Origin of the sequence: Taurinivorans muris (assembly GCF_025232395.1) — a bacterium.
GTDB classification, from domain to species: Bacteria; Desulfobacterota; Desulfovibrionia; order Desulfovibrionales; family Desulfovibrionaceae; genus Taurinivorans; species Taurinivorans muris.
In genome coordinates this window covers 1,642,529-1,664,886 of record NZ_CP065938.1, presented here as the reverse complement: position 1 = coordinate 1,664,886, position 22,358 = coordinate 1,642,529, and the positions used below count along the sequence as shown (strand labels likewise).

19 protein-coding genes are annotated in these 22,358 nt (G+C 43.9%); 10 read left to right on the top strand and 9 right to left on the bottom strand.

Annotation, left to right across the window (positions count from 1 at the left end):
- Positions 1 to 3: 3 nt before the first annotated feature.
- On the top strand, positions 4 to 2,202 hold the full coding sequence (locus tag JBF11_RS07810; protein ID WP_334314923.1) for a DUF459 domain-containing protein: 2,199 nt from the start codon (positions 4 to 6) through the stop codon (positions 2,200 to 2,202).
- Positions 2,203 to 2,229: 27 nt separating this feature from the next.
- The gene (locus JBF11_RS10170) at positions 2,230 to 2,787 is read left to right on the top strand and encodes a GNAT family N-acetyltransferase (RefSeq protein ID WP_334314922.1); all 558 of its coding nucleotides are present in this window, start codon (positions 2,230 to 2,232) and stop codon (positions 2,785 to 2,787) included.
- On the opposite strand, the gene JBF11_RS07800 is transcribed toward JBF11_RS10170, so the two are convergent.
- The 7 genes from JBF11_RS07800 to JBF11_RS07770 all read right to left on the bottom strand — a co-directional run bounded on the left by JBF11_RS07800 (position 2,765) and on the right by JBF11_RS07770 (position 8,766).
- Positions 2,765 to 3,784: a tRNA dihydrouridine synthase gene (locus JBF11_RS07800; RefSeq protein ID WP_334314921.1), complete on the bottom strand. Its 1,020-nt coding sequence runs from the start codon at positions 3,782 to 3,784 to the stop codon at positions 2,765 to 2,767. The genes JBF11_RS10170 and JBF11_RS07800 overlap by 23 nt on opposite strands.
- 215 nt (positions 3,785 to 3,999) lie before the next feature.
- Positions 4,000 to 5,037 carry a ParA family protein gene (locus tag JBF11_RS07795; RefSeq protein ID WP_334314920.1) on the bottom strand — a complete coding sequence of 346 codons (1,038 nt, stop codon included), beginning with the start codon at positions 5,035 to 5,037 and terminating at the stop codon, positions 4,000 to 4,002.
- Between the two features lie 92 nt (positions 5,038 to 5,129).
- Positions 5,130 to 6,029, bottom strand: coding sequence for an amino acid ABC transporter permease (locus JBF11_RS07790; protein WP_334314919.1), 900 nt, complete (start codon positions 6,027 to 6,029; stop codon positions 5,130 to 5,132).
- Between the two features lie 28 nt (positions 6,030 to 6,057).
- Positions 6,058 to 6,864, bottom strand: a complete 807-nt coding sequence (locus tag JBF11_RS07785) for a transporter substrate-binding domain-containing protein (RefSeq protein ID WP_334314918.1) — start codon at positions 6,862 to 6,864, stop codon at positions 6,058 to 6,060.
- Positions 6,865 to 6,877: 13 nt separating this feature from the next.
- On the bottom strand, positions 6,878 to 7,681 hold the full coding sequence (locus tag JBF11_RS07780) for an amino acid ABC transporter permease (protein WP_334314917.1): 804 nt from the start codon (positions 7,679 to 7,681) through the stop codon (positions 6,878 to 6,880).
- A 192-nt stretch (positions 7,682 to 7,873) separates the two neighbouring features.
- The gene (locus JBF11_RS07775) at positions 7,874 to 8,251 is read right to left on the bottom strand and encodes a cupin domain-containing protein (RefSeq protein ID WP_334314916.1); all 378 of its coding nucleotides are present in this window, start codon (positions 8,249 to 8,251) and stop codon (positions 7,874 to 7,876) included.
- An 83-nt stretch (positions 8,252 to 8,334) separates the two neighbouring features.
- Positions 8,335 to 8,766, bottom strand: coding sequence for a MarR family winged helix-turn-helix transcriptional regulator (locus JBF11_RS07770; RefSeq protein ID WP_334314915.1), 432 nt, complete (start codon positions 8,764 to 8,766; stop codon positions 8,335 to 8,337).
- Positions 8,767 to 8,909: 143 nt separating this feature from the next.
- Here JBF11_RS07770 and JBF11_RS07765 point away from each other — a divergent pair, with 143 nt between their 5' ends.
- The 5 genes from JBF11_RS07765 (at position 8,910) to JBF11_RS07745 (ending at position 15,421) form a co-directional block, all read left to right on the top strand.
- Entirely contained in the window at positions 8,910 to 10,865 is a 1,956-nt protein-coding gene (locus JBF11_RS07765) for a Dam family site-specific DNA-(adenine-N6)-methyltransferase (protein WP_334314914.1), read from the top strand.
- A gap of 10 nt (positions 10,866 to 10,875) precedes the next feature.
- A complete protein-coding gene (locus tag JBF11_RS07760; RefSeq protein WP_334314913.1) occupies positions 10,876 to 12,843 on the top strand; it encodes an AlwI family type II restriction endonuclease in 1,968 nt (655 codons plus the stop codon).
- 174 nt (positions 12,844 to 13,017) lie between these two features.
- Positions 13,018 to 13,458 (top strand): flagellar export protein FliJ, encoded by a 441-nt coding sequence (gene fliJ / locus JBF11_RS07755; RefSeq protein ID WP_334314912.1) that lies wholly within the window; start codon positions 13,018 to 13,020, stop codon positions 13,456 to 13,458.
- On the top strand, positions 13,418 to 14,434 hold the full coding sequence (locus JBF11_RS07750) for a MotE family protein (RefSeq protein ID WP_334314911.1): 1,017 nt from the start codon (positions 13,418 to 13,420) through the stop codon (positions 14,432 to 14,434). The genes fliJ and JBF11_RS07750 overlap by 41 nt, the downstream gene beginning before the upstream one ends.
- 111 nt (positions 14,435 to 14,545) lie before the next feature.
- A complete protein-coding gene (locus JBF11_RS07745) occupies positions 14,546 to 15,421 on the top strand; it encodes an MBL fold metallo-hydrolase (protein WP_334314910.1) in 876 nt (291 codons plus the stop codon).
- Positions 15,422 to 15,476: 55 nt separating this feature from the next.
- Here JBF11_RS07745 and JBF11_RS07740 read toward each other — a convergent pair whose 3' ends face one another.
- Both JBF11_RS07740 and JBF11_RS07735 read right to left on the bottom strand, forming a co-directional pair.
- Positions 15,477 to 16,844 carry an MATE family efflux transporter gene (locus JBF11_RS07740; protein ID WP_334314909.1) on the bottom strand — a complete coding sequence of 456 codons (1,368 nt, stop codon included), beginning with the start codon at positions 16,842 to 16,844 and terminating at the stop codon, positions 15,477 to 15,479.
- Between the two features lie 178 nt (positions 16,845 to 17,022).
- Positions 17,023 to 17,430: a NifB/NifX family molybdenum-iron cluster-binding protein gene (locus tag JBF11_RS07735; RefSeq protein WP_334314908.1), complete on the bottom strand. Its 408-nt coding sequence runs from the start codon at positions 17,428 to 17,430 to the stop codon at positions 17,023 to 17,025.
- A 236-nt stretch (positions 17,431 to 17,666) separates the two neighbouring features.
- Between JBF11_RS07735 and JBF11_RS07730 the strand changes: the two genes are divergently transcribed.
- The 3 genes from JBF11_RS07730 to JBF11_RS07720 all read left to right on the top strand — a co-directional run bounded on the left by JBF11_RS07730 (position 17,667) and on the right by JBF11_RS07720 (position 22,338).
- Positions 17,667 to 18,152: a Fur family transcriptional regulator gene (locus JBF11_RS07730; protein WP_334314907.1), complete on the top strand. Its 486-nt coding sequence runs from the start codon at positions 17,667 to 17,669 to the stop codon at positions 18,150 to 18,152.
- A gap of 139 nt (positions 18,153 to 18,291) precedes the next feature.
- Entirely contained in the window at positions 18,292 to 19,320 is a 1,029-nt protein-coding gene (locus JBF11_RS07725) for a polyprenyl synthetase family protein (RefSeq protein ID WP_334314906.1), read from the top strand.
- Between the two features lie 30 nt (positions 19,321 to 19,350).
- A complete protein-coding gene (locus tag JBF11_RS07720; RefSeq protein WP_334314905.1) occupies positions 19,351 to 22,338 on the top strand; it encodes an AIR synthase-related protein in 2,988 nt (995 codons plus the stop codon).
- Positions 22,339 to 22,358 lie beyond the last annotated feature (20 nt).

Here is a 22,358-nt window from a genome sequence, read left to right as displayed (position 1 = left end):
AATATGAAATTTTCTAAGATAGCAAGAAAAAGCCTTTTGTCATACATGATTATATTCTTCCTCATGCTTCTGTTCGAGGGGCAAAGACTCAGCCCCGTGCTTGAAAGAACGGGAGCCGAGTATCCTGTTTTGCTGACCGTCAACCGCTGCCTGCATGAAATCGGCATAAAAACAAAAATTTATGATTTAAGCGCAAGACTGCATGACGAATTTGATTATATAGCCAAGCACAGCCTTTTCCGTGACATGCAGAATGTCACTCCGACACTAAAAGCCCGGTGGCAAACCATGCTTTCAAGCCAAACCTTGCCGGCTCCAGCTCCCTCCGCAAAACAAACGGAAAAACTGCCCGCCAAAAATACGGACAGCGAACCCCCGCTTACTGACAGTACCGCCAATGCGGAAAATCCCGCACAATCCGTTATGCGAACAAGCGAAGATACGCAATCCGATCTGACAGCCGATTTGCCAATAGATCAGCAAGCCGATACGCAAAACAGCGCCTCATTCCAAGAACCGATAAGCCCGGTCCCCCAAAAAGAAACTATCCAAAATACGGACCAGGAAAAATACCGGTACAATATTTATAATTATCCTTTCAATGCCGAACTGGTGCGAATCCCCGAAACAAAAAGCGGTATCGCAGGCTATGCCGCGCATATCCCCGATTACGGCAAAAAAAAGAATGTGCTTTTGGTCGGCGATTCCATGATGATGGAAGGCTTGGGACCAACCCTGCACGCCCGCCTGCGCAAGCGGGATAATTTAACCGTGCACCGCGAAGGAAAATATTCTTCCGGGCTGAGCCGTCCGGACTTTTTCAACTGGTTTGACAGCCTCCCCCCCATGCTTGAAGCCTATCAGCCCGATTTGCTCGTCATAAGCCTTGGCGCAAACGATACGCAGGATATTGTCATCGACAGGAAACGATATTTTATCGACACAAAACCATGGGAGGAAATTTATTTACAGCGCTCCAAAGATTTCATCGCCTTGGCGGATAACGGCAAAAGGCGCATTCTTTGGGTCAGTCTGCCTGTCATGGGCAAAGAACCGTATTTCACGCGCACAAAACGTATTTCCAAATTGCAGGAAGAAGCGAGCAAAGACGTTCCCCTCGCGCAATTTGTCAATATTGAGCACTTGCTCACGGAAAACGGAAAATATACGACCTTTTACAAGGGAAAAAACAATCAAAGCATACGGTTGCGCTCACAGGATTTAATCCATGTCAGCACAGAGGGCGGAGAAATTCTGACCGATTACGTTTTGCCCTATGTGGATGCCGAACTTGCGGAACTTTACGCGGAAGAAACGCCTTTCTGCTATCCGCCCGTAGCAGGCATGGCGAACCGCGTGACATTCACATCCGGCTTGCGCCAAAAACAAGCGGAATATTACATATGGCTGCCGGAAACCCAGACAATGCTTCCGGAACCTCCGAACAATCAGACCGCCGATAACGAAAAGAAAAAGGGGCGGAACAAATATCCCGATGTTCCGAAACTCATTGCGGAACAGCAGGGCGGCAAGCGTTATCCCGTGCTTTATCTTTTGCACGGCGCAACCAATTCCGGAAAAGAATATGTCGAAATGCTGGGAAAAGAATTGCAGGAGCTTGCAAACAGCAAACAAACGATTATCGTCGCCCCCAGCTGCGAGCCTTACGGCTGGTATGTGGACAGCCCGATAGTTTCCGAAAATCAGATTGCGGGCTTTATCACGAAAGAACTTGTTCCCCATATCGACAGTCTTTATCCCACAACAAAAAAACGGGCGATCACAGGATTGAGTATGGGAGGGCACGGCGCACTGCTCCTCGGTTTCCGCAACAAAAACCTTTTCCAGTCCATGGCAAGCATAAGCGGCGTGCTTGATATCCGCATGCATAAAAACAATTGGAAAATAAAAAACCTCTTGGGCGAACTCACACCGGAGAACCAAAAAATTTGGGACGACAATTCTGTACTGGAGCTTATCAATAAAAAATGGCCCGCCACCTCGCCACGGCAAATCATCGTCGTTACGGGAAACAAGGACAAACTTGTGCTGGAAGAAAACCGCAGCGCCCAAAAATCATTTCAAAAACGGGGCTTCAGCATGGAATACATTGAAGCGGACGGCATACATAACTGGAATTTCTGGCAAAAACATATTCCGGAAACTCTTTCCAAACAAGCCGATTTTCTCAATACCCTCTAAGCATATTAAGAAATACGGGGAAATTCCATGCATATCCGCCCCGCTCAAACCGCCGATGCCGAACAATTATTGGCGATTTACGCCTATTATGTGAAAAATACGGCGATTTCCTTTGAATATGCCGTTCCGAGTCTTGAAGCGTTTCAAAACCGTATCCGAACAACGTTGAACAATATCCCTATCTTGTTTTGGAAAGCGAAAATGCGGTTTACGGATATGCCTATGCGGGCGTTTTTGTCGGACGGGCAGCCTACGCGTGGTCTTGCGAAACAAGCATTTATCTTGACCGTACCGTGCAAAGACAAGGGTATGGGCGAAAACGCTATGAAGCGCTTGAAAAAAAAATTGCAGGAAACGGGCATATTGAATGTATATGCCTGCATTGCGTACCCTGAACGGAACGATGAATTTCTAAGCACCGGCAGTGCTGATTCTCATGCCCGCCTAGGCTTTGAAAGAGTCGGAATATTCCGGAACTGCGGGTATAAATTCAACCGCTGGTACAGTATGATTTGGATGGAGAAAATAATCGGAAACCATGAGAACAATCAAAAGCCGAAACTTATGCGAAATATTCCTGAATAACACTGTCCAAATCCTCAAAGCTCCTGCACTGTATCAGGGCTTGGCGCAGGAGCTTCGCATTTTCCAAATGCCGGACATAACGCGGAACAATGGTCCGCATTTGCAAGACCGCCCGCTCGGGACAATATTCTTTCGCATACGCCAAATGCTTCATGATAAGCGCGTGCAAATCCGTTTTTATCTGTTCGGGGCTTTTGGGAAACAATTCCTCATATTCCGGAATTTGCGAAGAAACAAGACCGTTTTCCCGCACATGACGCCACAGAATTTTATGCTCGGCAAAAATACGGGGATTGCTCATCGCCCCTCTGGCATACATGACGGCATCGGCTCCCGTTTCAAGCAAAACCCGCACGCCGTCGCGCGCCGTAAACAAATCCCCGCTTGCGACAACCGGAATTTCAAGAAGTTCCTTAAGCCGCGCAAGGGCTTCGTAGCAAGGCGTGCCGCTGAAGCCCTGCCGCGCATAACGGGGGTGCAGGGTTATCCAGTCCGCCCCCAAATCCTGTAAACGCAGAGCCGCCTCTTCATAAACATTTTCGTCAAAATAATAACCCAAACGGATTTTAAAGCCGATTTTACGCCCCTTATCCTTATGCACTTCGGAAATAACGCTTTCCGCAACCTTGTATAGGTTTGGCAAATCTTTGAGCATTGCCGCCCCCGCTCCGGTTTTCGCCACCTTCGGAACGGAACAGCCGACATTCACATCAAAAAAACAAAAACCGTCCTCTTTTAAAATTTGTACGGCTTTTCGCATGAAATCATGCTCCGCACCGAAAACCTGCACAATCAAAGGACTGTCTTTCGCCTGCGTCCGCAATAAATCACAGGTATTTTTCCCGTTATAAACCAACCCCTTCGCACTGACCATTTCCGTACAGGCGACATCAGCCCCGTGTTCACGGCAAAGCAGGCGGAAAGGCAAATCGGACCAGCCGGCAAGAGGAGCGAGCCACGGCATATTTTGTGTTATCGGTAAGGAACTTAGTTTCATAATTCTTATATTAAGATATTACGATCACTCGGATATCTTCCAAATTAATTCAATTTAATACTTTTTGTTTGAAAATTTTTTATTTTTCATAGGATACAATAAATACTTACAAAAATTTTCACCTGTTGAACCCAACCAAGGGTATGCTATACGTTGATTATATGGTTCCGAACAATTCAGAAAGATACCTTAGTTAACTATTATGATATTAAAAACTACCATAATTGGTTTGAAATAAATTTTAATTGATTTTTGCATTTATCTACTGATTTGTTGACACTTACTCTTAATCTGTCAATAACCTTGGTTTCCCCTTCTTTCAATAATTCCATAGGCTTAGATTCAAAAGAAGAAATACGGCCTGAACCTAAGAAATCATCAAGCATGAATAAATGATTTTCCGGATTTCTTGTGGAAAGCAAAGTTCTATTTTTTGATAAGATATCATATACCTTTTTTAAATAAAGTTTTGTTTGTTGGTTTGGTTCATTTCTTGCCCCTGCCACTGTCGACCAACCGCAATGTGTTAATACTACCATTTGTATTTTTGGAACATTCATATCATTTTCAGGTAAATATTTTCTAAATTCACTTTGCGGGTTGGTTAAAATATTAATCAATAATTCTAACGATTTTATAGATTGTTGATCCGTACGAACAGGTATTACGAGAGCGTCCGCAGCATACCATGCAAGTTGTGTTGCTCCCGCAAAAAAAGGGGACGTGTCAATTATGCATTTATCTAACGAATTTTCTGAAAGTTCACGCTTAATTTCAGTTTCTAAGGAATAAAGAATACTTTTTAATGCCAATTGTTTTTGTGATTGTTGTAATCCGGCAGTTTGATTAATTGCGGTAATCAACTGTGACGGCAATAAATACAATTCCTCTGAAGAAGGAATATAAAAATTGTTTTTGTCAGAAAAATACTCATTCGTAGCTCCGATAAATGAAGCTACCCTTGTTGCTTTTCCTAAACCGGGAACTAAATAAGGCAATAACATATCTTTTACATTTGTTTGATTGCCTGCATAATAATCCTTATCATAAAAATAAGACAAGTTTCCTTGCGGACAGGTGTCCACCGCTAACAAGTCATCAGCTAGGTAGCTTAAATTAAATGACAATGTCGTCTTGCCAATTCCTCCTCGAAGATTGCACATCGCATAAATTTTGTATTTAGGCAATTCTATTTCAACTGCGTTATTGTTTGCTATATCAAATTGTCTGTATATGATTGTTTCCAATGACATAAGCATACTCCTTTTATTAGTTCTACCTTTTTTACATTAACATGTAAAACTAATCACAGGATATATAAACTTTTATTAATGTCAATAGTTATTTACTGCAACGGCTTCCATTTTATGGAACATTCCCATTTTTTGCTCAGTTTTTCCAAAAAAACGCACAAACAATAATAGAGCAGAGCCGTCAGTATCCAAATTTCAACGGTCCTTCCCGTCACATTCATAAGTTCCATGCTTTGGAACGTGAGTTCCTGCAGCGAAATAATGGAGGCGATGGCGCTGTCTTTCATGGTGCTTATGCTTTGCCCCGCAAGGGGGGCGAGGCTTTGGCGCATAGCCTGCGGAATAATGATATGGCGGCGGATTTGCCATGCCGTAAGTCCGCTCGCCCTAGCGGCTTCCCATTGCCCGCAGGGTACGCTTTCAATGCCGGCGCGCACGATTTCCGCAATGTACGCCCCCTCATAAAGCCCGAGGGTCAGCACGCAGGCAGCCATTCTGTCAAGCTGCCCCTCCGGAGCGGCCAAAACATAGAACAAGCCCTTATATTCCGATTTCGCAAGGCTGTTTTCCGCATTGCCCCAAAATTCCGTAAGCACGGAAGAAGCGAAGAAAAAAACCAGGAAAAGCAAAACAAGCGGCGGCATATTGCGGAGAACAAGCACGTACAGCCTGCCCGGCAAAGCCGAAACACCGCTTTTATGGGCGGAAACGATGCCCACGAACGAACCTGTCAAAAAAGCGAGCGCCAAGGACCACAAACTTAACCGCAGGGTCATGCCCACGCCTTGCAGCAAAACGCCCGCATGCCAATTTCCGTTTTCGTCCGCTCTTATCAAATACGAAAAAAGGCGTTTAAAACTGAAATCCTGCACAGAGGCGAAAACAGCATGCAGTACGAACAAAAACAAAACCCCGAAAATAAGCAGGAAAAGTTTATCCGCATTGTTCATGGTGCCAAACGTTCGTTTTTGCGTACCTAAAATATATGCCATTTTTACGCCCTGTTTCCAATGCCGGCGGCTAATCGCCGGGGATCAGCTCCTGCCATTCGGTTCCCATGAACCAATATTCCGCCCTTTCTTTGAGCCAGCCCGAACCGTGCATAGTCAAAATCCAATTGTCAAAGACATTGAGGGTGTCAAAATCTCCTTTGCGCACGGCAAAGCCGATAGGTTCCTTATATTCGGCAATTTCAAAGGGACGGAAAAGCTTGTCCGGATTTTTGGCGATTTCCAGTGTCGGCAAAGGACGGGAAGAAACAAAGGCAAAAGCGCGCCCTGACAAAACCTCCTGAATGGCGGGCGCTTCCTCATTGAAAAAACGCACTGTCGCTTCCGGCAAAAACTTCTTTGCGAATGTCGCTCCTGCCGAACCGTTGCGCACCGCGACAACCACGGCTTTGTTATTAAAATCCGCAAGGCTTTTAAGTCCGCCCGCCTTTTCCTTATTCGCCGTGATGTCCATTGCGTTGTAATCATACGGCACGGTGAAGTTCACGGTTAAATTGCGTTTTGTGGTCACTCCCATGCCTCCGATGATCACATCAAACTTATTTGCCAAAAGTGCGGGAATAATGCCGTCCCAGCTGGTAGGAACAAGCTGCAGTTCCACGCCCAAATCTTCGGCAAGCTTTTTGGCGACATCTATTTCAAAGCCGATGTATTCCCCATTCTTATCCTGCATAGCCCAAGGCACAAACGTTGAAAATCCGACCCGCAGCACCCCCCTTTCCATAACGGCGTCAATCGTTGACTCCGCCCGTGCCGCATTCGCCAAGAAAAACGGCAGAACAAGCATGACAGCCAATATTTTTACAAGATATTTCATAAAAACTCCTTTTTCATCGTTTTTGAGCAAAAATCAATGCCGGCACACTGACGAAAAGCGTCAGCAAAAAATATAAGACTGCAACAATTATCCATATTTCAAAGGATAAATAGGTTTCGGAAATAACATTGCGCGCCTGCAAAGTCAAATCCGCAGCAGCAATCGCACTGACAAGCGACGTATCCTTTATCAGGGAAATAAGCTGTCCTGCGAGGCTTGGCAAAACATTGCGGAAAACTTGGGGCAAAATGACATACCGCAGCGTTTTCGGAAGCGACATGCCAAGGCTGAAAGCGGCTTCCCATTGGGCATGGGGAAGAGCGAGAATGCCGCCCCGCAGTATTTCCGCCAAATACACGCCCTCGAACAAAGCCAGACAGAAAACAGCCGTCATGAACGGATTGAGCCGAAGCACGCCCGCAATGACAAAATAAAACAAAAAAAGCTGAATCAGCAAAGGCGTGTTGCGGATCAATGAAATCAAAGCCCGCCCGGCGAAAGCAAGCACGGGAGATTGCCCCAAACACATGAACACAAGCGAAAAGGCAAAAAATAACGCAAGAAACATGCTGCAAAACGCAAGCAAAACCGTTATGCCCAGTCCCTGTAAAAGAGGACCCGCCCTAAATCCCCCGGCAGTCCAAACGCCAAGATAACGCCAGCTCCTTGCCCATTGCCACGCGTAACCGTCGCCTGCCTCAATGTAAACCCACACGGCGCAGGAAACCATGCACGCAACAAGCAGAAGCGGAAGCAATGCGTTTTTCATGCTGTTTGCAAACTTTTCCCGCGAAGAAAAAGGCTTTCTGTTTTTCATGTGTTACCTTATTTTACCGTATGAATTTGTCCGTTATGCATACTGACTGTCGATAAACCGTTGAAGGATTTTCAGCGCGCAAGCAATCGTATTATGTCAAGTCCGCATGATATATAAAACAATTTTCCGCTTGTAAAGGTTAAAAACCGCTTCGTTTTTCCGCTGTTTTCCGCTTTCCTTTCAATGGCGGTTTCAGCAAAGCTCGGCGTCGCCAAGTCCAAACTGCGTGAGGGAATTTGTTTTTGTTTGGATACAAATAAACCGGAAATCCTCTTCGGAAGCATTTTCAAGCGTCCGAACAGCCTCCGGCATGACTTTCACCGCGCTGCCCTCTTTCACGCGGATTTTTTCGTTATCGACCGTCAATATGCCATTTCCTTTCAGAACGATGTAAACTTCCTCGTTTTCTTTGTGCTTGTGGTTAAAAGGAACTTTAAAACCTTTCGGAACACTGTTGACGGAAATTTCACACCCTGTCAGCGCAAGTGTATCATGCAAAAACACTTTTCCGTTTTCAAGCCCGATGAGTTCATCAAGTTTTCCCAATTCCGTTGTTTCGTACTGTTTCATACCATATACTCCTTTTTAGTTTGATATCTAACTATTTGTATGGAAAACGGCATAGCCCGTGCCATTTCACCGACAATTTGCTCCTAAGAGAGATTGTTCTCCATTTTTTTCAGCAGCGCGTCTAATATGCCCGTTTCTTCCGCCGTAAAACCTTGGCAGAGAAGTTCATTCAATTCTTTTGATATGTTCTCAAACACCGGTTCAAACCGTTTCCCTTGTTCGGTAAGCCGGATATAAGTAATCCTGCTGTCGTTCCGCGACTTTTCCCGGTACACGAAACCGAGCCTTTCAAGCTTATCGGTTAAAACCGTAACCGTCGGCTTGGTGCGGCGGATTGTATCCGCAATATCTTTCATGGTCACATCTTCATAGCGGTACAGCACAGCCAAAACATCACCGTGGCTTGGTGCGAGCCCCTCCGCGCCGTTTCGGGCGAGCCGATCCATGATAAAACGGTTTGCGCTTTCCCTGATTCTTGAAATCGTGGATAAACTGTTTCTGTTTTCCGTACTCATGCATCTACAATAATTCGACATCTAATCATTGTCAAGAAAAAATTATTCTCCAAAAGCCAGCACATGAAACTTGTCTTTTGCAGTATATTATTATAAATCTATTTTATAAAGTAAGTTAACTAGGAAAAATTATCGTATAATATATGTTGAGTTTATTAGAAAATCAAAAAATATATAAAACAACGCAAATTCATAATCGGCGCTATTTAGGTAATAAATACAAACTGTTACCAACCATTAAACATATTGTAAAAAAAGAATGTTTTTCAATAAACTCTGTTGCAGATATTTTCACAGGAACCGGAGTTGTCGCCTCTGCATTTATGGATAAACAAATTATCACTAATGATTTATTATATAGTAATTATATTAGCAATATAGCATGGTTTAGCAATCAAGAATTTAATAAAAAAAGAATTATTGAATTTATACAATATTATAATTCTATTCAGCCAACAGAAGAAAATTATATGACGCAAAATTTTTCTGATACCTATTTTAGCCATGAAATTTGTGCTAAAATTGGTTATATTAGAGAACATATTGAAAAAAATTATCATATTGGCATTATTAATGAAAGGGAACGTGCAATTCTTATCACTTCATTACTTTATGCTATGGACAGAATAGCAAATACCTGCGGGCATTATGACGCATATATAAAAGATGGTAATTTTTCTAAAGAGTTGGAGCTTGCCGTTCCTGAAGTTTCTTCATGCAATAATAAAAATAATCAATGCTATAATAAAGATGCCAATCTACTTGTAAAAGAAATATATGCTGACCTTGTTTATATCGACCCGCCTTATAATTCAAGACAATATTGTGATACTTACCACTTATTGGAGAATGTTGCCAAATGGGAAAAGCCTGAAGTTTTTGGCGTTGCGAAAAAAATGGATAGAAGCCATTTAAAAAGCGAGTATTGCACACAAAATGCGGCAAAGATATTGGAAGAACTTATAGAAAACATTAATGCCAAATATATTTTGTTTTCGTATAACAATATGGCAAGCAAAGGAAATGACCGCTCTAATGCAAAAATTTCTGATGAAGATATTTTACGTATATTGCAAAAAAAGGGAACAGTAAAAGTTTTTACGGAAAATTATAGGGCTTTTACAACAGGAAAGTCAAACATTCAAGAAAATGCTGAACGACTTTTTCTTTGTATCTGTTTTGAGCAAAAAAAGATAGCTTCTCCCATGAATTATACGGGCGGAAAATTTAAGCTGCTGTCCCAAATTTTACCGTTATTTCCTAAAAAAATTCATACTTTTGTTGATTTGTTCTGCGGCGGCTGTAATGTTGGCATAAACGTAACTGCCGAACAATATATTTTTAATGACAGCAATCAAGAAATTATGGGATTGTATTCCATACTTCAAAAAACTCCAATACAACAAATTTTAACTTCCGTTATTAATATTATCAATCAATACGGACTTTCAAGCTCCGCTTCATATGGATATGCTCATTATGGTTGTGACAGCAGCTCAGGTCTGGGAAAATATAACAAAGAAGCATTCAATAGATTAAGAACAGATTTTAACTTGTTACAGCAAAAAGATTATCACTATTATATAATGCTTTTTGTTTTAATTGTTTATTCATTTAATCATCAGATACGTTTTAATAGTAAAGGACAATTTAATTTACCTGTCGGAAAGCGTGATTTTAATAAAAAAATTCAGAAAAAACTTGTTGATTTTATGCAGGCAGTTCAAAAAAAAGACTGTTCTTTTACAACATACTCTTTTCTTGACTTTGATATTTCATGTCTGACCAAAGATGATTTTGTTTATGTTGACCCTCCCTACCTTATCTCCTGTGCAAGCTATAACGAAAATGGCGGATGGACAGAACAAAATGAAAAAGAACTTCTTTTATTTTTAGAAAAACTTGATACACGAGGTATTCGTTTCGCTCTTTCTAATGTATTAAGAAATAAAGGAAAAGAAAATACATTGCTTTGCGATTGGCTTAAAGAACATAAACATATCCAAACAATTCCATTGCAGTATACTTACGCAAATTCAAATTATCATACCAAGGACAAAAGCGGCAACTGTGAAGAAGTTTTGATTATCAATTATTAGGGGAGCAATTATGCCTTATCCAAATATAGCATATAAAAGTTATTGTTGGAGTTTTGGAACAACAAGCTTCAGAACTAAAAACTTCAGCCAAAAAATTGAAACATTATTGCTGCTGCTTGATGATTTTTGGAAACATCCCGAAAATGTAAATCAAGATTGGAAAGGCAATCAGCATTTGCAAAGTTCATTTTATGATTTTATGAAAGAACATAAATTTTTGACAGGAGATGCAGAACGCAAGGCTAAAGATGCCAGAGAAAAGACTTCGGGACTTGCAGACATTGGATTAATTACTCAAAACCGAAAACTGTCCAAAGTCGGCAAAAAACTGCTTGAAATCAGTAAAAATAACGACTTTACGGCTGATAATATTTTAAGTATTCCGCAAGACAGTTATATTTATTTTATGCAAATGCTAAAAACATACAACGAATTTGAGGGGGAATATGTTCGTCCTTATTTTGTTTTATTATTTTTATTGTCAAAATTCGAATATTTGACTTATGAAGAATTTACATTCCTACTTCCACTTTGCATAAATCAATTTTCAACAGAAAAAATAGCAGAAGGTATTATACAAATTAGAAATAATCAAAAAACTATTGACGACCTTATTATTGAAATACTGTTTTCAATGGATAACTATCTCGAAGCGCAAACATTGTTTTTAAATACCCCTGTAAACAAAGAACTTATTTGTGTTGTTGGAATTAACCGAAAAAGCAGAACTTATGACAAAGCATATTATCCTTTTTATTTGGAGTTAAAAAAAGTTTTTCTTTTGGGCAAGGAAGATATTTTTCCTCTTTATAAAGCTACAAAAGACATAACAATAGGGAAATATTGGCGGTCTTTTTTATTTTCAAGCCAAAGCGAAAGGGCAATAAAAAGTAGTGGACGGGAACTTTTGAATGATACTGTTTTTACTTCTGTGCAAAATGAAACAGAATTAAAAAAGCTCTTTTTCCGATTCATGCATTTATTTAAAGCAAAAGCAACTCTTGCGGACTATTTTGATTTAAATAGACGTTATATAAAAAATACGGATATTGTCCTTTTTGAAGACAGTACGGTTAAACTGGATATTATTCCCAAACATATTTTTAAAAATCTTGAATCTGATTTATTGCGATATGCTTTTACTAAAACAAATACGCTGCATGATAATATTCCTTTAAACAATATTTTTCCGGAACTTTCTTTTAATGAGCAAGACTTTATTTCAGCGGTTAATGAAGAATTACATATTGATGCGGAAACAGTAAGTGAAGCCCAATCGGCAGTAGAGCAATATAGATATAAAAAATTCAATAAAATGATTGATGAGAAATTCAGCAATGAAAATCTTATTCAGCTGTTAGAATATTTTGAAAACAGAGAAGACGAAAAAATTAATGAATATGTAACAGACAACGCCGATATTCCTACAATTTTTGAATATATTCTTGGTATAATATGGTATAAAGTATGTGAACGGCAAGGAAAGATTTTAGATTATATGAAATTGTCATTGGAAGCAGATTTATTGCCCAAAACGCATGCAGGGGGCGGTGAAGCTGATATTGTCTATGAATATCAGGAAACACCCCATTATCCTTCCCATAGTCTGCTGTTGGAAGCCACACTTGCCAATGCTAATTCACAAAGAGCAATGGAACTTGAACCCGTTACAAGACATCTTGGACAACACATTTTGAGAAATAACAACTTAAAATCTTATTCCGTATTTGTCAGCAATAAACTTTATATTAATGTTATTTCTGATTTTCGTTTGCGTAAATTTTATACATGGTATGATAACTCAGATAATAGTCATTTTGTTCAAGGTCTAAAAATTATTCCACTTGAAACAAGCGACTTAAAAACAATTATCCAAAATGAGCTGACCTATAAAGAATTGTACCCGCATTTTGAAAGATCCTATCAATCTTCAAACATGGAAGCAAGAAGCTGGTATGAAGACCTAAAAGCATTCTAAGCATACGCTGTCAACTTAAAAAACATTTCCCCGTTTCCTGTCAGTTTTTGGACGGAATTTGTTTTTCATTTGCCTTTCCTTTTTATTTTTTTATATTTATCTATTTGAAATATAATGATTTTTATTTTTTGGCACTCAATATGCTATATCAAAGGCAAGGATAAAGGAAAAAACATGGCAGGGTTCAAATTCGCATTGGAAAAAGTTCTCCAATACAAGGAACAGCTTGAGAACGAGGTGAAAGCCAAACTTGCCGACCTTGGCGCAAAAAAGCAAATGTCGGAAAACCGCCTCGCAGGCTTGAAACAAGATGAGCTTTTCCAAGAACAAAAACTCAGCAAAACCCCGGTTCATGAAACGGGTGAGCGTTGGCTTATTGACAACTATATCAAGGCGATACGTCAAGACATACAGCAAACGCAAAAAAACATCGCCCTGCTTGATACCAGAATTGAACAAACCCGTATCGAGCTGGCGGAAAAAGCAAAAGACAGAAAAGTTATGGAAAAACTCAAAGAAAAACACTTTGAGCTTTACAAAAAAGAAGAACAACTAAAAGAGCAGAGGAACTTAGATGAAATTGCAAGCATTCGATTCAAAACGCAGACTTACTAATATTTGTTGCTTTGTCGTAGGTCTCGGTCTTGTGAAATTAGTTTTTGGCGCATACATTCTTGCAGGCGGAACCCTTTTCAGCTTTGAAAGCGTAAAACACCCCGCCGACCCGAAAGCGGAAGCCCTCGCAAAGGCAAGGGAACAGCAGCGCCTCGCTCTAAAAAAAGCCAATCAGGAAATCATTGTTTCTCAAAAAATTGACACGCCCGCAGACAGTCAGGTTTCCGACAGCGCGACGCAGTCATCAGAAAATAAAACCATTGCCGCAATCAACAATCAAAACAAAGCAAAAGCCCGTTATCTCGCCGACAACGCCGACGGCGTGAAAGCCGATATGCTTGTGCAGGCTTCCATGGCGACCATCGGAGCGAAACAAAGCCAAACCCGCCATGCTTTGCTTGAAAGCTCCATTCAGGAACCAAGCGAAGAAGCGAAAAAAGAGCTGAACGAATCCCTTGAAAGCGCAAAACCGAACTATAAGCAGGAAAAAACCTTTTCTTTCAGTTTGGTAGGCACAGCCCATGCCGAAGAACCGAATGCGGGCGAGTATCTGCGTCCCGACCAACGCCAGACAACAACGATGATTCCCACCCCGAAAGTGGAAAAGCCCTATGATTCCCCTGATGTTTTGAGCTACAAAGAAGCGGAGCTCAACCAAAAGGAAGAAGAACTCCTTTCCTTGCAGGAACAAATGAATTCCCGCATGCAGGAACTCAACCAGCTGGAAAACAAACTGGGCAACATGGTGCAGGAAGCAAACAGCGTGGAAGATACCAAATACACCCACCTTATCGCAACCTATGCGGCCATGAAACCGAGAAAAGCGGCGGAAGCCCTTTCAACTCTTGATGAAAAAATCGCCGTACGCATTCTGAACGGCATGAAAAGCAAACAGTCCGGCGAAATCTTTTCATACATGGACCCTCTCCAAGCCGCACGCCTTTCAAAAGCCATGACAAAACTGCAAACAAACTAAATTTCCCTTTCCTTTCATATCCTTAATCCTTTTGTTCTTCATCTTTTGCCGATAAGCACTATTTTACATAGTGCTTATTTTTTGTTAATATTCCCGAAAAAGGATTTTCTTATGTATGAATGTATACAAGTGGCTGAAAACACCTACTATATCGCAAGCCCCAGCAATACCGGCTTATATGTTGAAAATGGCGAAGCATGGATCATCGATACCGGAATCGACACCCGCGCAGGCAAAAAAATTGCGAAACGCCTCGAAGAAAACAATTGGAAGCCGAAAGCTGTCATCAACACGCATTGCCATGCCGACCATATCGGCGCCAACGCGTGGCTGCAAAAACAATTCGACATTCCTGTTTATGCCAACGGCATGGATTGCATGTTCATTGAAAACACGCTGCTTTCAAGCATGGCGCTTTGGGGGGCGTATCCGCCAAGGGCTTTGCAAGGCGTCTTTTTCACGGCGGAAAACAGCAAAGTCACCCCGATACAAAACGCTCCCCTGCCTCAGGATTTTGAAATCATCCCCTTTTCCGGGCACAGCCTTTTCATGATCGGACTGCGCACGCCCGACAATATCGTGTTTACCGCCGACGAACTTTGTCCTCCGCATATTTTGGAAAAATACGGCATCGGCTATAATTACTGTCTGGAAGGCTATTTCAAAAGCCTTGAAACAGCGGAACGGCTGGAAGCGAAACTTTTTGTGCCCGCCCACGGCGAACCTTTCGCCGATATACGAGAGCTTGCCGCAATAAACCGCAAATCCGTGCTTGACGTTTGCAGGCTGATCATAACGCTCTGCAAAACGCCGCAACATTTTGACATGCTTTTGCAAGGCGTTTTCAACCATTACGGACTGAATATGACGTTCGCCCAATACACGGTCACAGGTTCCGTGCTCCGTTCCTATCTGTCATGGCTTTATGACGAAGACGCTCTCGAACCGGTTATCCTGGACAACATCTTATATTGGCGGGCAAAATAAAACGCAAAAATTCCCTTATACCCTTATCAAATCATAACGCGTCATCTCATATGCGTCATCTGCTGATTTTCGCTTTCACCTGTTCCAAAGTCAGTCCTTCCAAATGGCGCACCCGCAAATTCACCAATAAGCAAACACAAAGCAAACCTAAAATGAGGGCAATCCAAAACCCATACACGCCCAACGGTTTGACAATGAAATCAGTGTAGCAGAGCGCATACCCGATCGGCACGGACAAGCCCCAGTACGAGAAACAGCAAATGTAAAAAATAGCCTTGGTGTCGTTATAACCGCGCAAAACGGACAAAACAACCATTTGCACGCAGTCCGGAATCTGGTATATCGCCGTAAAAATCAGAATGCTGCCTGCAAGCGCTATCACCATAGGGTCTTGGGAATAAAGTTTCGCAATCTCTTCCCGGAACAAAACCATGCCGCATAAACTGACAAAACCGATAAGAACCCCGATAAGCACGCTCGACTGCCGTGTTTCTTTGGCTTTAACCAAATCGCCCGCCCCCACGTGCCTGCCGATCAAAATACTGGTTGCGGTGCCAAGGGAAAGGGGAAACATGAAAAGCAAGCCGCTTGTCGTCATGGCTGCCTGATGTCCTGAAACCGTAACTTTGCCCAAGGGGGAAATCAATAAGGAAATGAGCGAGAAAGACGAAACCTCCAAAAGCAGGGCGAACGCGATGGGAAGCCCCAGACGCACCACCCGTTTCATGACGACCATGTTGGGCCTGACGATTTTAAACGTGCCGGGACTGTATTTTTTCAAATAATAAAACATGATGAAAAACATTATCCAGCAAACAACCGCCGTCGCAAGCCCGCAGCCGGCTCCGCCGAGGGCGGGAAAACCGAAATATCCGAACACAAAAATCATATTCAGCGGAATATTGCAAAATAAAGCCGCAAAACCCGCAATCATGGCGGGACGCGTATATGACTTCGCTTCCATAAAAAAACGGGTCACAAAAAAAAGCAGGAAAGCCGGCATGCCCCATTTTATGTAAAATAAATATTCAGAAGCGATCTGCGCCATTTCCTTGTCGATTTTCGCAGATCGCACATAAAAATAAGAAGCGAGCGTGAAAAGCGCAATCAAAAAGGCGGAAAGCAAAAACGCTATCCAAATGCCGTTCCGCCAAAAACGGTTCAAACTTTCCTTTTTTCCCGCGCCAAGCCCTTGCGCCACAAGCGGACCGATAGGAATAAGGATTCCCTGCCCGAAAAGCAAAAGCGGTGTCCATATCGCCCCGCCGATGGAAACGCCTGCCATGTGCGCCGTTCCCGCCATGCCCGCCACGACGGTGTCTACGAAATTCATGGACATTTGCGCGAGCTGCCCCAGTAAAATGGGCATACCCAAATGCAGCAGACTTTTGGCATGGGCTTTAAACGTATTTTGAGAAATCATAAGTATCGTTTCTGTTCCTAAAATAAAAAAATATGCAAAAGTTAAGAGGATTTTCTAAAATTAAAAACGCGTTCTGTCAAAAGAAAAAGCGTAAAAAAGAAAAAGAGGATAAAAAACAAACGCTTTTATCCTCTTTCATGAATACGGTGAAAAGCTGTCAAAAAAGCATCATGCGGGATCAGCTGTTTCCGGAGCAACCGTGCTTATCCGCCCCGCACAGGTGCGTTCCGCAGGAATGCCCGTGCCCATGATCGTGATGAGAACAGCAAACAGCGGCATTGAATTTCAGCGAGCCCGCAAGATACGCGTCAACCGCTTCATCAGCCATGCCCGAAACCCCTCCGAAAAGCTGTATGCCGGCTTCTGCCAAAGCATTTTGGGCTCCTGCGCCGATACCGCCGCAAATCAGCACGTTCACGCCGGATTTTGCCAAAAAATCAGCCAAAGCCCCGTGTCCCTGCCCGTTGGTATCGACAACGCGGCTGTCCGTTATTTTTCCGTTTTCAACATCGTAAAGCTTGAATTGCTCGGAATGTCCGAAATGTTGGAAAATCATGCCGTTTTGATAGGTCGCTGCGATCTTCATATCCATATCCTCTTTTTTCGTTTTTAAAATATATTGCAAACCGTCTGTTTTTTTTCAGCAAAAAGAACAATTTTGCCGAACATTGATAATACTATAATGCCTCCCGCCCAAAAAGCAAGCGGCAGCGCAGCCATTAACCGTTATTTTTTAATCTTCCCCCTCGGTTTGACACTATTTTAAAAATCTTATAAACAAAAAAAACACATTTTATCAGGCACGACCGGTTAAAACAAGCCATGCAAAAAAATATCGGAAAAAACACCCATGATCCCGTAATGGAAAATGACTTGAATCATTTTCTTGCGCTTATGAGCCAGCGGGGCTTAAACACCACGAAACAGCGTGTCAATATCGCAAAAATATTTTTTTGCATGCAGGGTCATCATTCTTTGGAAGAAATCTGCCAGGAAGTGCGCAAAACATATCCGGGCATAGGACAGACGACCGTTTACCGCACAATCAAGCTCATGTGCGAAGTGGGGCTTGCGGAAGAACTGCATGTGGGGGAAAACTTCGCCCGCTACGAAGTTTGCATAGGAAAACAGCACCACGACCATTTGGTCTGCACAGCCTGCGGAAAAACAATAGAATTTCACCTGCCGGAAATTGAAAAATACCAAAAAGAAATTGCGGAAAAAAACGGCTTCACCCTCCTGGACCACCGGCATATCCTGCTCGGTATCTGCGAAAAATGCCGCGCGAAACACCGTGAAAAAACATAAGATCTGCTCAACGCTTTTTAAATGAACCCCCTTTGACATATTTTAATTACAGCCCTTTGTTTTGCTTGCGAAATAAAGGGCTTTATGCTATTCTCGCTCCTTGGAAACAAAAAATACCTTTGGTTTGATCAGGCGGCACATGAAAGAATTTACCCGGTTTATCGCGCAGGAACAAAACGGCATTGCGAACGCATTGGAAAACGTGACGAAAAAACTGCCCTCTTCCGTGCGGGAGATCGCAAGCTACGCTTTTTTATCCGGCGGAAAAAGACTCCGCCCCGTCTTGACGCTCTTATGGTACAATCTTCTTGAAACGGAACAAAAAATAACCCATCCGGAGCTCTCCGTATACGATGCGTCCGTTGTTCTGGAAATGTTCCATGTCGCAAGCCTTCTGCATGACGACGTGCTTGACAATGCGGAACTGAGACGCGGCAAAACCGCAAGCCACGTGAAATTCGGCGTCCGCCCCTGCCTTTTGGCGGGAGACGCCTTGCTCGCCATGGGCAACAAGCAAATGGCGGAATTTCAAAACACGGCGCTTATGAGTATCATTTCCGACGCATTGCTCAAAACGGCAAACGGCGAAATCGAAGAAATCAATCTTACCGGAAAAATTCCGGACAATGCCGAAGAATATCTTGCCGTCATCGAAGGAAAAACGGCTTGGATCATCCGCTCCGCCTGCGAAGTGGGCGCCGTTATGGCGGGTGCCGCCCCGAAAGATGTCGCCGCCGCCCGTGATTTCGGTTTAAATCTCGGCATGGCGTTTCAGATTGTGGACGACGCCCTTGATTTTTCTCCCGAAGAAATAATAGGCAAACCTTCCGGCGGCGACCTCAGGGAAAGAAAATGCACGCCTCCTGTCCATATGTATCTGCAAAGCCTCACTGAAAGCGAACGAGCCGATTTCATCCAAAAATTTCAAAATATTTCCAACCCCGTTTTTGCAGGGCGAAACATCCCGAAAACCGAAGGAAAAACATTCAGCGAGCAGGAACTGCAAACCATCGCGCAAAAAATCATTGACGCGGGCTATCCGCAAAAAACCCGCGAACTCGCCCAAACCTATTTGGACGAAGCGGAAAAACATTTGCAGGGCTTTTCGGGAACATACAAAACCATGTTAGCGGAAGCGATAACCTATATAAAAGAAAGAAAGAAATAGCCGCAAGGCATAAACCCAAAAAGGTGGATTATGAGTCTTTTACGTTTGGAAATTCGTGTCAAGGAAAATCAACAGGACCCGGTAGGACGCAGAGTTGCGGAAGAAATAAAAGAAGCGCTCGGCTTCAATATCGATACCGTACGTATGGTGAAAGTTCTTACTTTTGACGGTATCGGCGAAGAAGAAGCGGGTTTGCTCCTTGAAAAAGCCGTTATGCACGACCCGGTTCTGCAAAGCGCAAGCCTTCAGCCGAGCCCGTCCGACGCCGATTTCATACTTGAGGTAAGCTTCCGTCCCGGCGTAACGGACAATGAAGGCAACACGGCAAGGAACACCGCCGCCCTCGTGCTCGGAAAAGAAAGGGACACCCTCAAGGTTTACACCGCCAAGCAATACCATCTGTGGGGCAAAATAACCCGAGCCGAAGCGGAAAAAATCGGCAGGGATCTGCTTGCCAACGAACTTATCGAACGCCTGCGCATAAAAAGCAGGGAAGAATGGGCGAAAGAAGCGGGCTTTGAAGCGCAGGCTTCAAAAGTCACCGGAAAGGCTTCGGATACGGTCCGCATTATTCCGCTCCTCGGCATGAGTGACGCGGAACTTATCGATTACAGCCGTAAAAACACCCTCGCGCTCACGCTGGAAGAAATGCTTATCATCAAGAATTTTTACGCAAAAGACGAAACCAAAAAAGACAGGGCGCAGTTCGGTTTGCCCGAAAATCCAACGGACGCGGAACTGGAAGTGCTCGCCCAAACATGGTCCGAACACTGCAAACATAAGATTTTTGCCGCCAAAATAGAATATGTGAACACGGAAACCGGCAAGACCCAACATATCGACAGCCTTTACAAAACCTATATCAAAACCCCGACAGCCACTATCAGAAAACGCCTTGGCGACAATGATTTCTGCCGTTCCGTTTTCAGTGACAACGCGGGAGTCATGGCTTTCAATGACGATTACGACGTCTGCATCAAAGTTGAAACCCACAACAGCCCCTCCGCCCTCGACCCGTACGGCGGAGCGTTGACCGGCATCGTGGGCGTGAACCGCGACCCTATGGGAACAGGCATGGGAGCGGAACTTATTTGCAATACCGATGTTTTTTGTTTCGCTTCGCCTTTCCATGCGGACAAAATGCCCTCCCGCCTCCTGCATCCCCGCCGCGTCATGGAAGGGGTGCGCAAAGGAGTTGAAGACGGAGGAAACAAATCCGGCATACCGACTGTGAACGGAGCCATTGTCTTTGACGAACGCTATCTTGGCAAACCCCTTGTCTATTGCGGCACTGTCGGACTTATGCCCCGCAGGCTCCACGGCATGAACGGGTTTGAAAAAATCCCGGCAGCCGGCGACGCCATTGTGATGACCGGCGGACGTATCGGCAAAGACGGCATACACGGGGCGACATTCTCTTCCGAAGAACTGCATGAGGAAAGCCCGGCGACCGCCGTACAAATAGGCGACCCCATAACCCAAAGAAAAATGTACGATTTCATTATCCGCGCAAGGGATTTGGGACTTTACCACGCGATTACCGACAACGGCGCCGGAGGGCTCTCTTCTTCCGTCGGCGAAATGAGCGAAGCCACAGGCGGCTGCCGTTTGGATTTATCCAAAGCCCCGTTGAAATACGACGGACTTCAGCCTTGGGAAATTCTTCTTTCCGAAGCCCAGGAGCGTATGACCCTGGCGGTTCCTCAGGATAAATTGCAGGAATTTTTAGCCTTGGCGGAACATATGGACGTTGAAGCGACATGCCTCGGCGAATTTACCGATACCGGCTATTTCCAAGTCTTTTACGGCAAAAAACCCGTTGCGAACCTGCCTATGGACTTCATGCACAACGGTCTGCCTCAAATGCGGCTGAAAGCGGTTTGGAAAGCGGAACAAACCCAAATGCAAAACCAAGTGGCAATGCCAGATACCAACGACAAAGCGGAATTTTTACTTAAAATGCTCGGACGCCTCAATATTTGCAGCAAAGAAAACATTGTCCGACAATACGACCACGAAGTGAAAGGTGGAAGCGTCGTCAAACCGTTTGTCGGCAAAAAGCAGGACGCTCCCGCCGACGCGGCTGTCCTGCGCCCCGTGCTCGAAGATGAGGCGGGCATTGTCATTTCCAACGGTATTTGTCCGAAATTCAGCGATTACGATACCTACCACATGATGGCGAACGCCCTTGACGAAGCCGTCCGCAACGCCGTCGCCGCGGGCGCAGACCCCGACCATATGGCGGGCTGTGACAATTTCTGCTGGTGCGACCCTATCCAATCGGAAAAAACACCGGACGGCGAATACAAACTCGCCCAGCTTGTGCGCGCCTGCGAAGCCCTTGGCAAATATTGCCTGGATTACGGAGTGCCCTGCATTTCCGGCAAGGATTCCATGAAAAACGACTATATCGGCGACGGCAAGAAAATTTCCATTCCGCCCACGGTCTTATTCAGCGTTCTTGCCAAAATCGGCAATGTCAACAATGCGGTGACCAGTGATTTCAAAGCCGCAGGCAATAAAATCTATCTGCTCGGCTATACGAAAAACGAAATGGCGGGCAGCGAAGCGTTCGACGAACTCGGCATTAAAGGCGGACGCGTCCCCCAAGTCGACTCCGGTTCCGCCCTCGCCCGTTACCGCGCTTTCCACAAAGCGGCGGAACAGAAGCTCGTCAAAGCCTGCCATGACCTTTCGGACGGCGGACTTGCCGTCGCCCTTGCGGAAATGTGCATAGGCGGTCTTTTCGGCGCAAAAGTCGACCTTGAAAAAGCGGGCAAGGAAGAAGATATGACCACAATGGAAATCCTATACAGCGAAAGCGCAAGCCGTTTCCTTGCGGAAGTCGAGCCAGGCAAGTGCGCTGAATTTGAAAAGCTTTTTGAAAACCACTGCTACCAAATCGGCGAAGTGGGCGAAGCGAACGCGGATTTGTCAGTATACACCGGAGAAAGTTTGGTCTTCACCCAAACCATTGACGCAATGGCTCAGGCTTTCAAAAAAACATTGAACGCTTGAATTTCTAAATCGAACTGTAA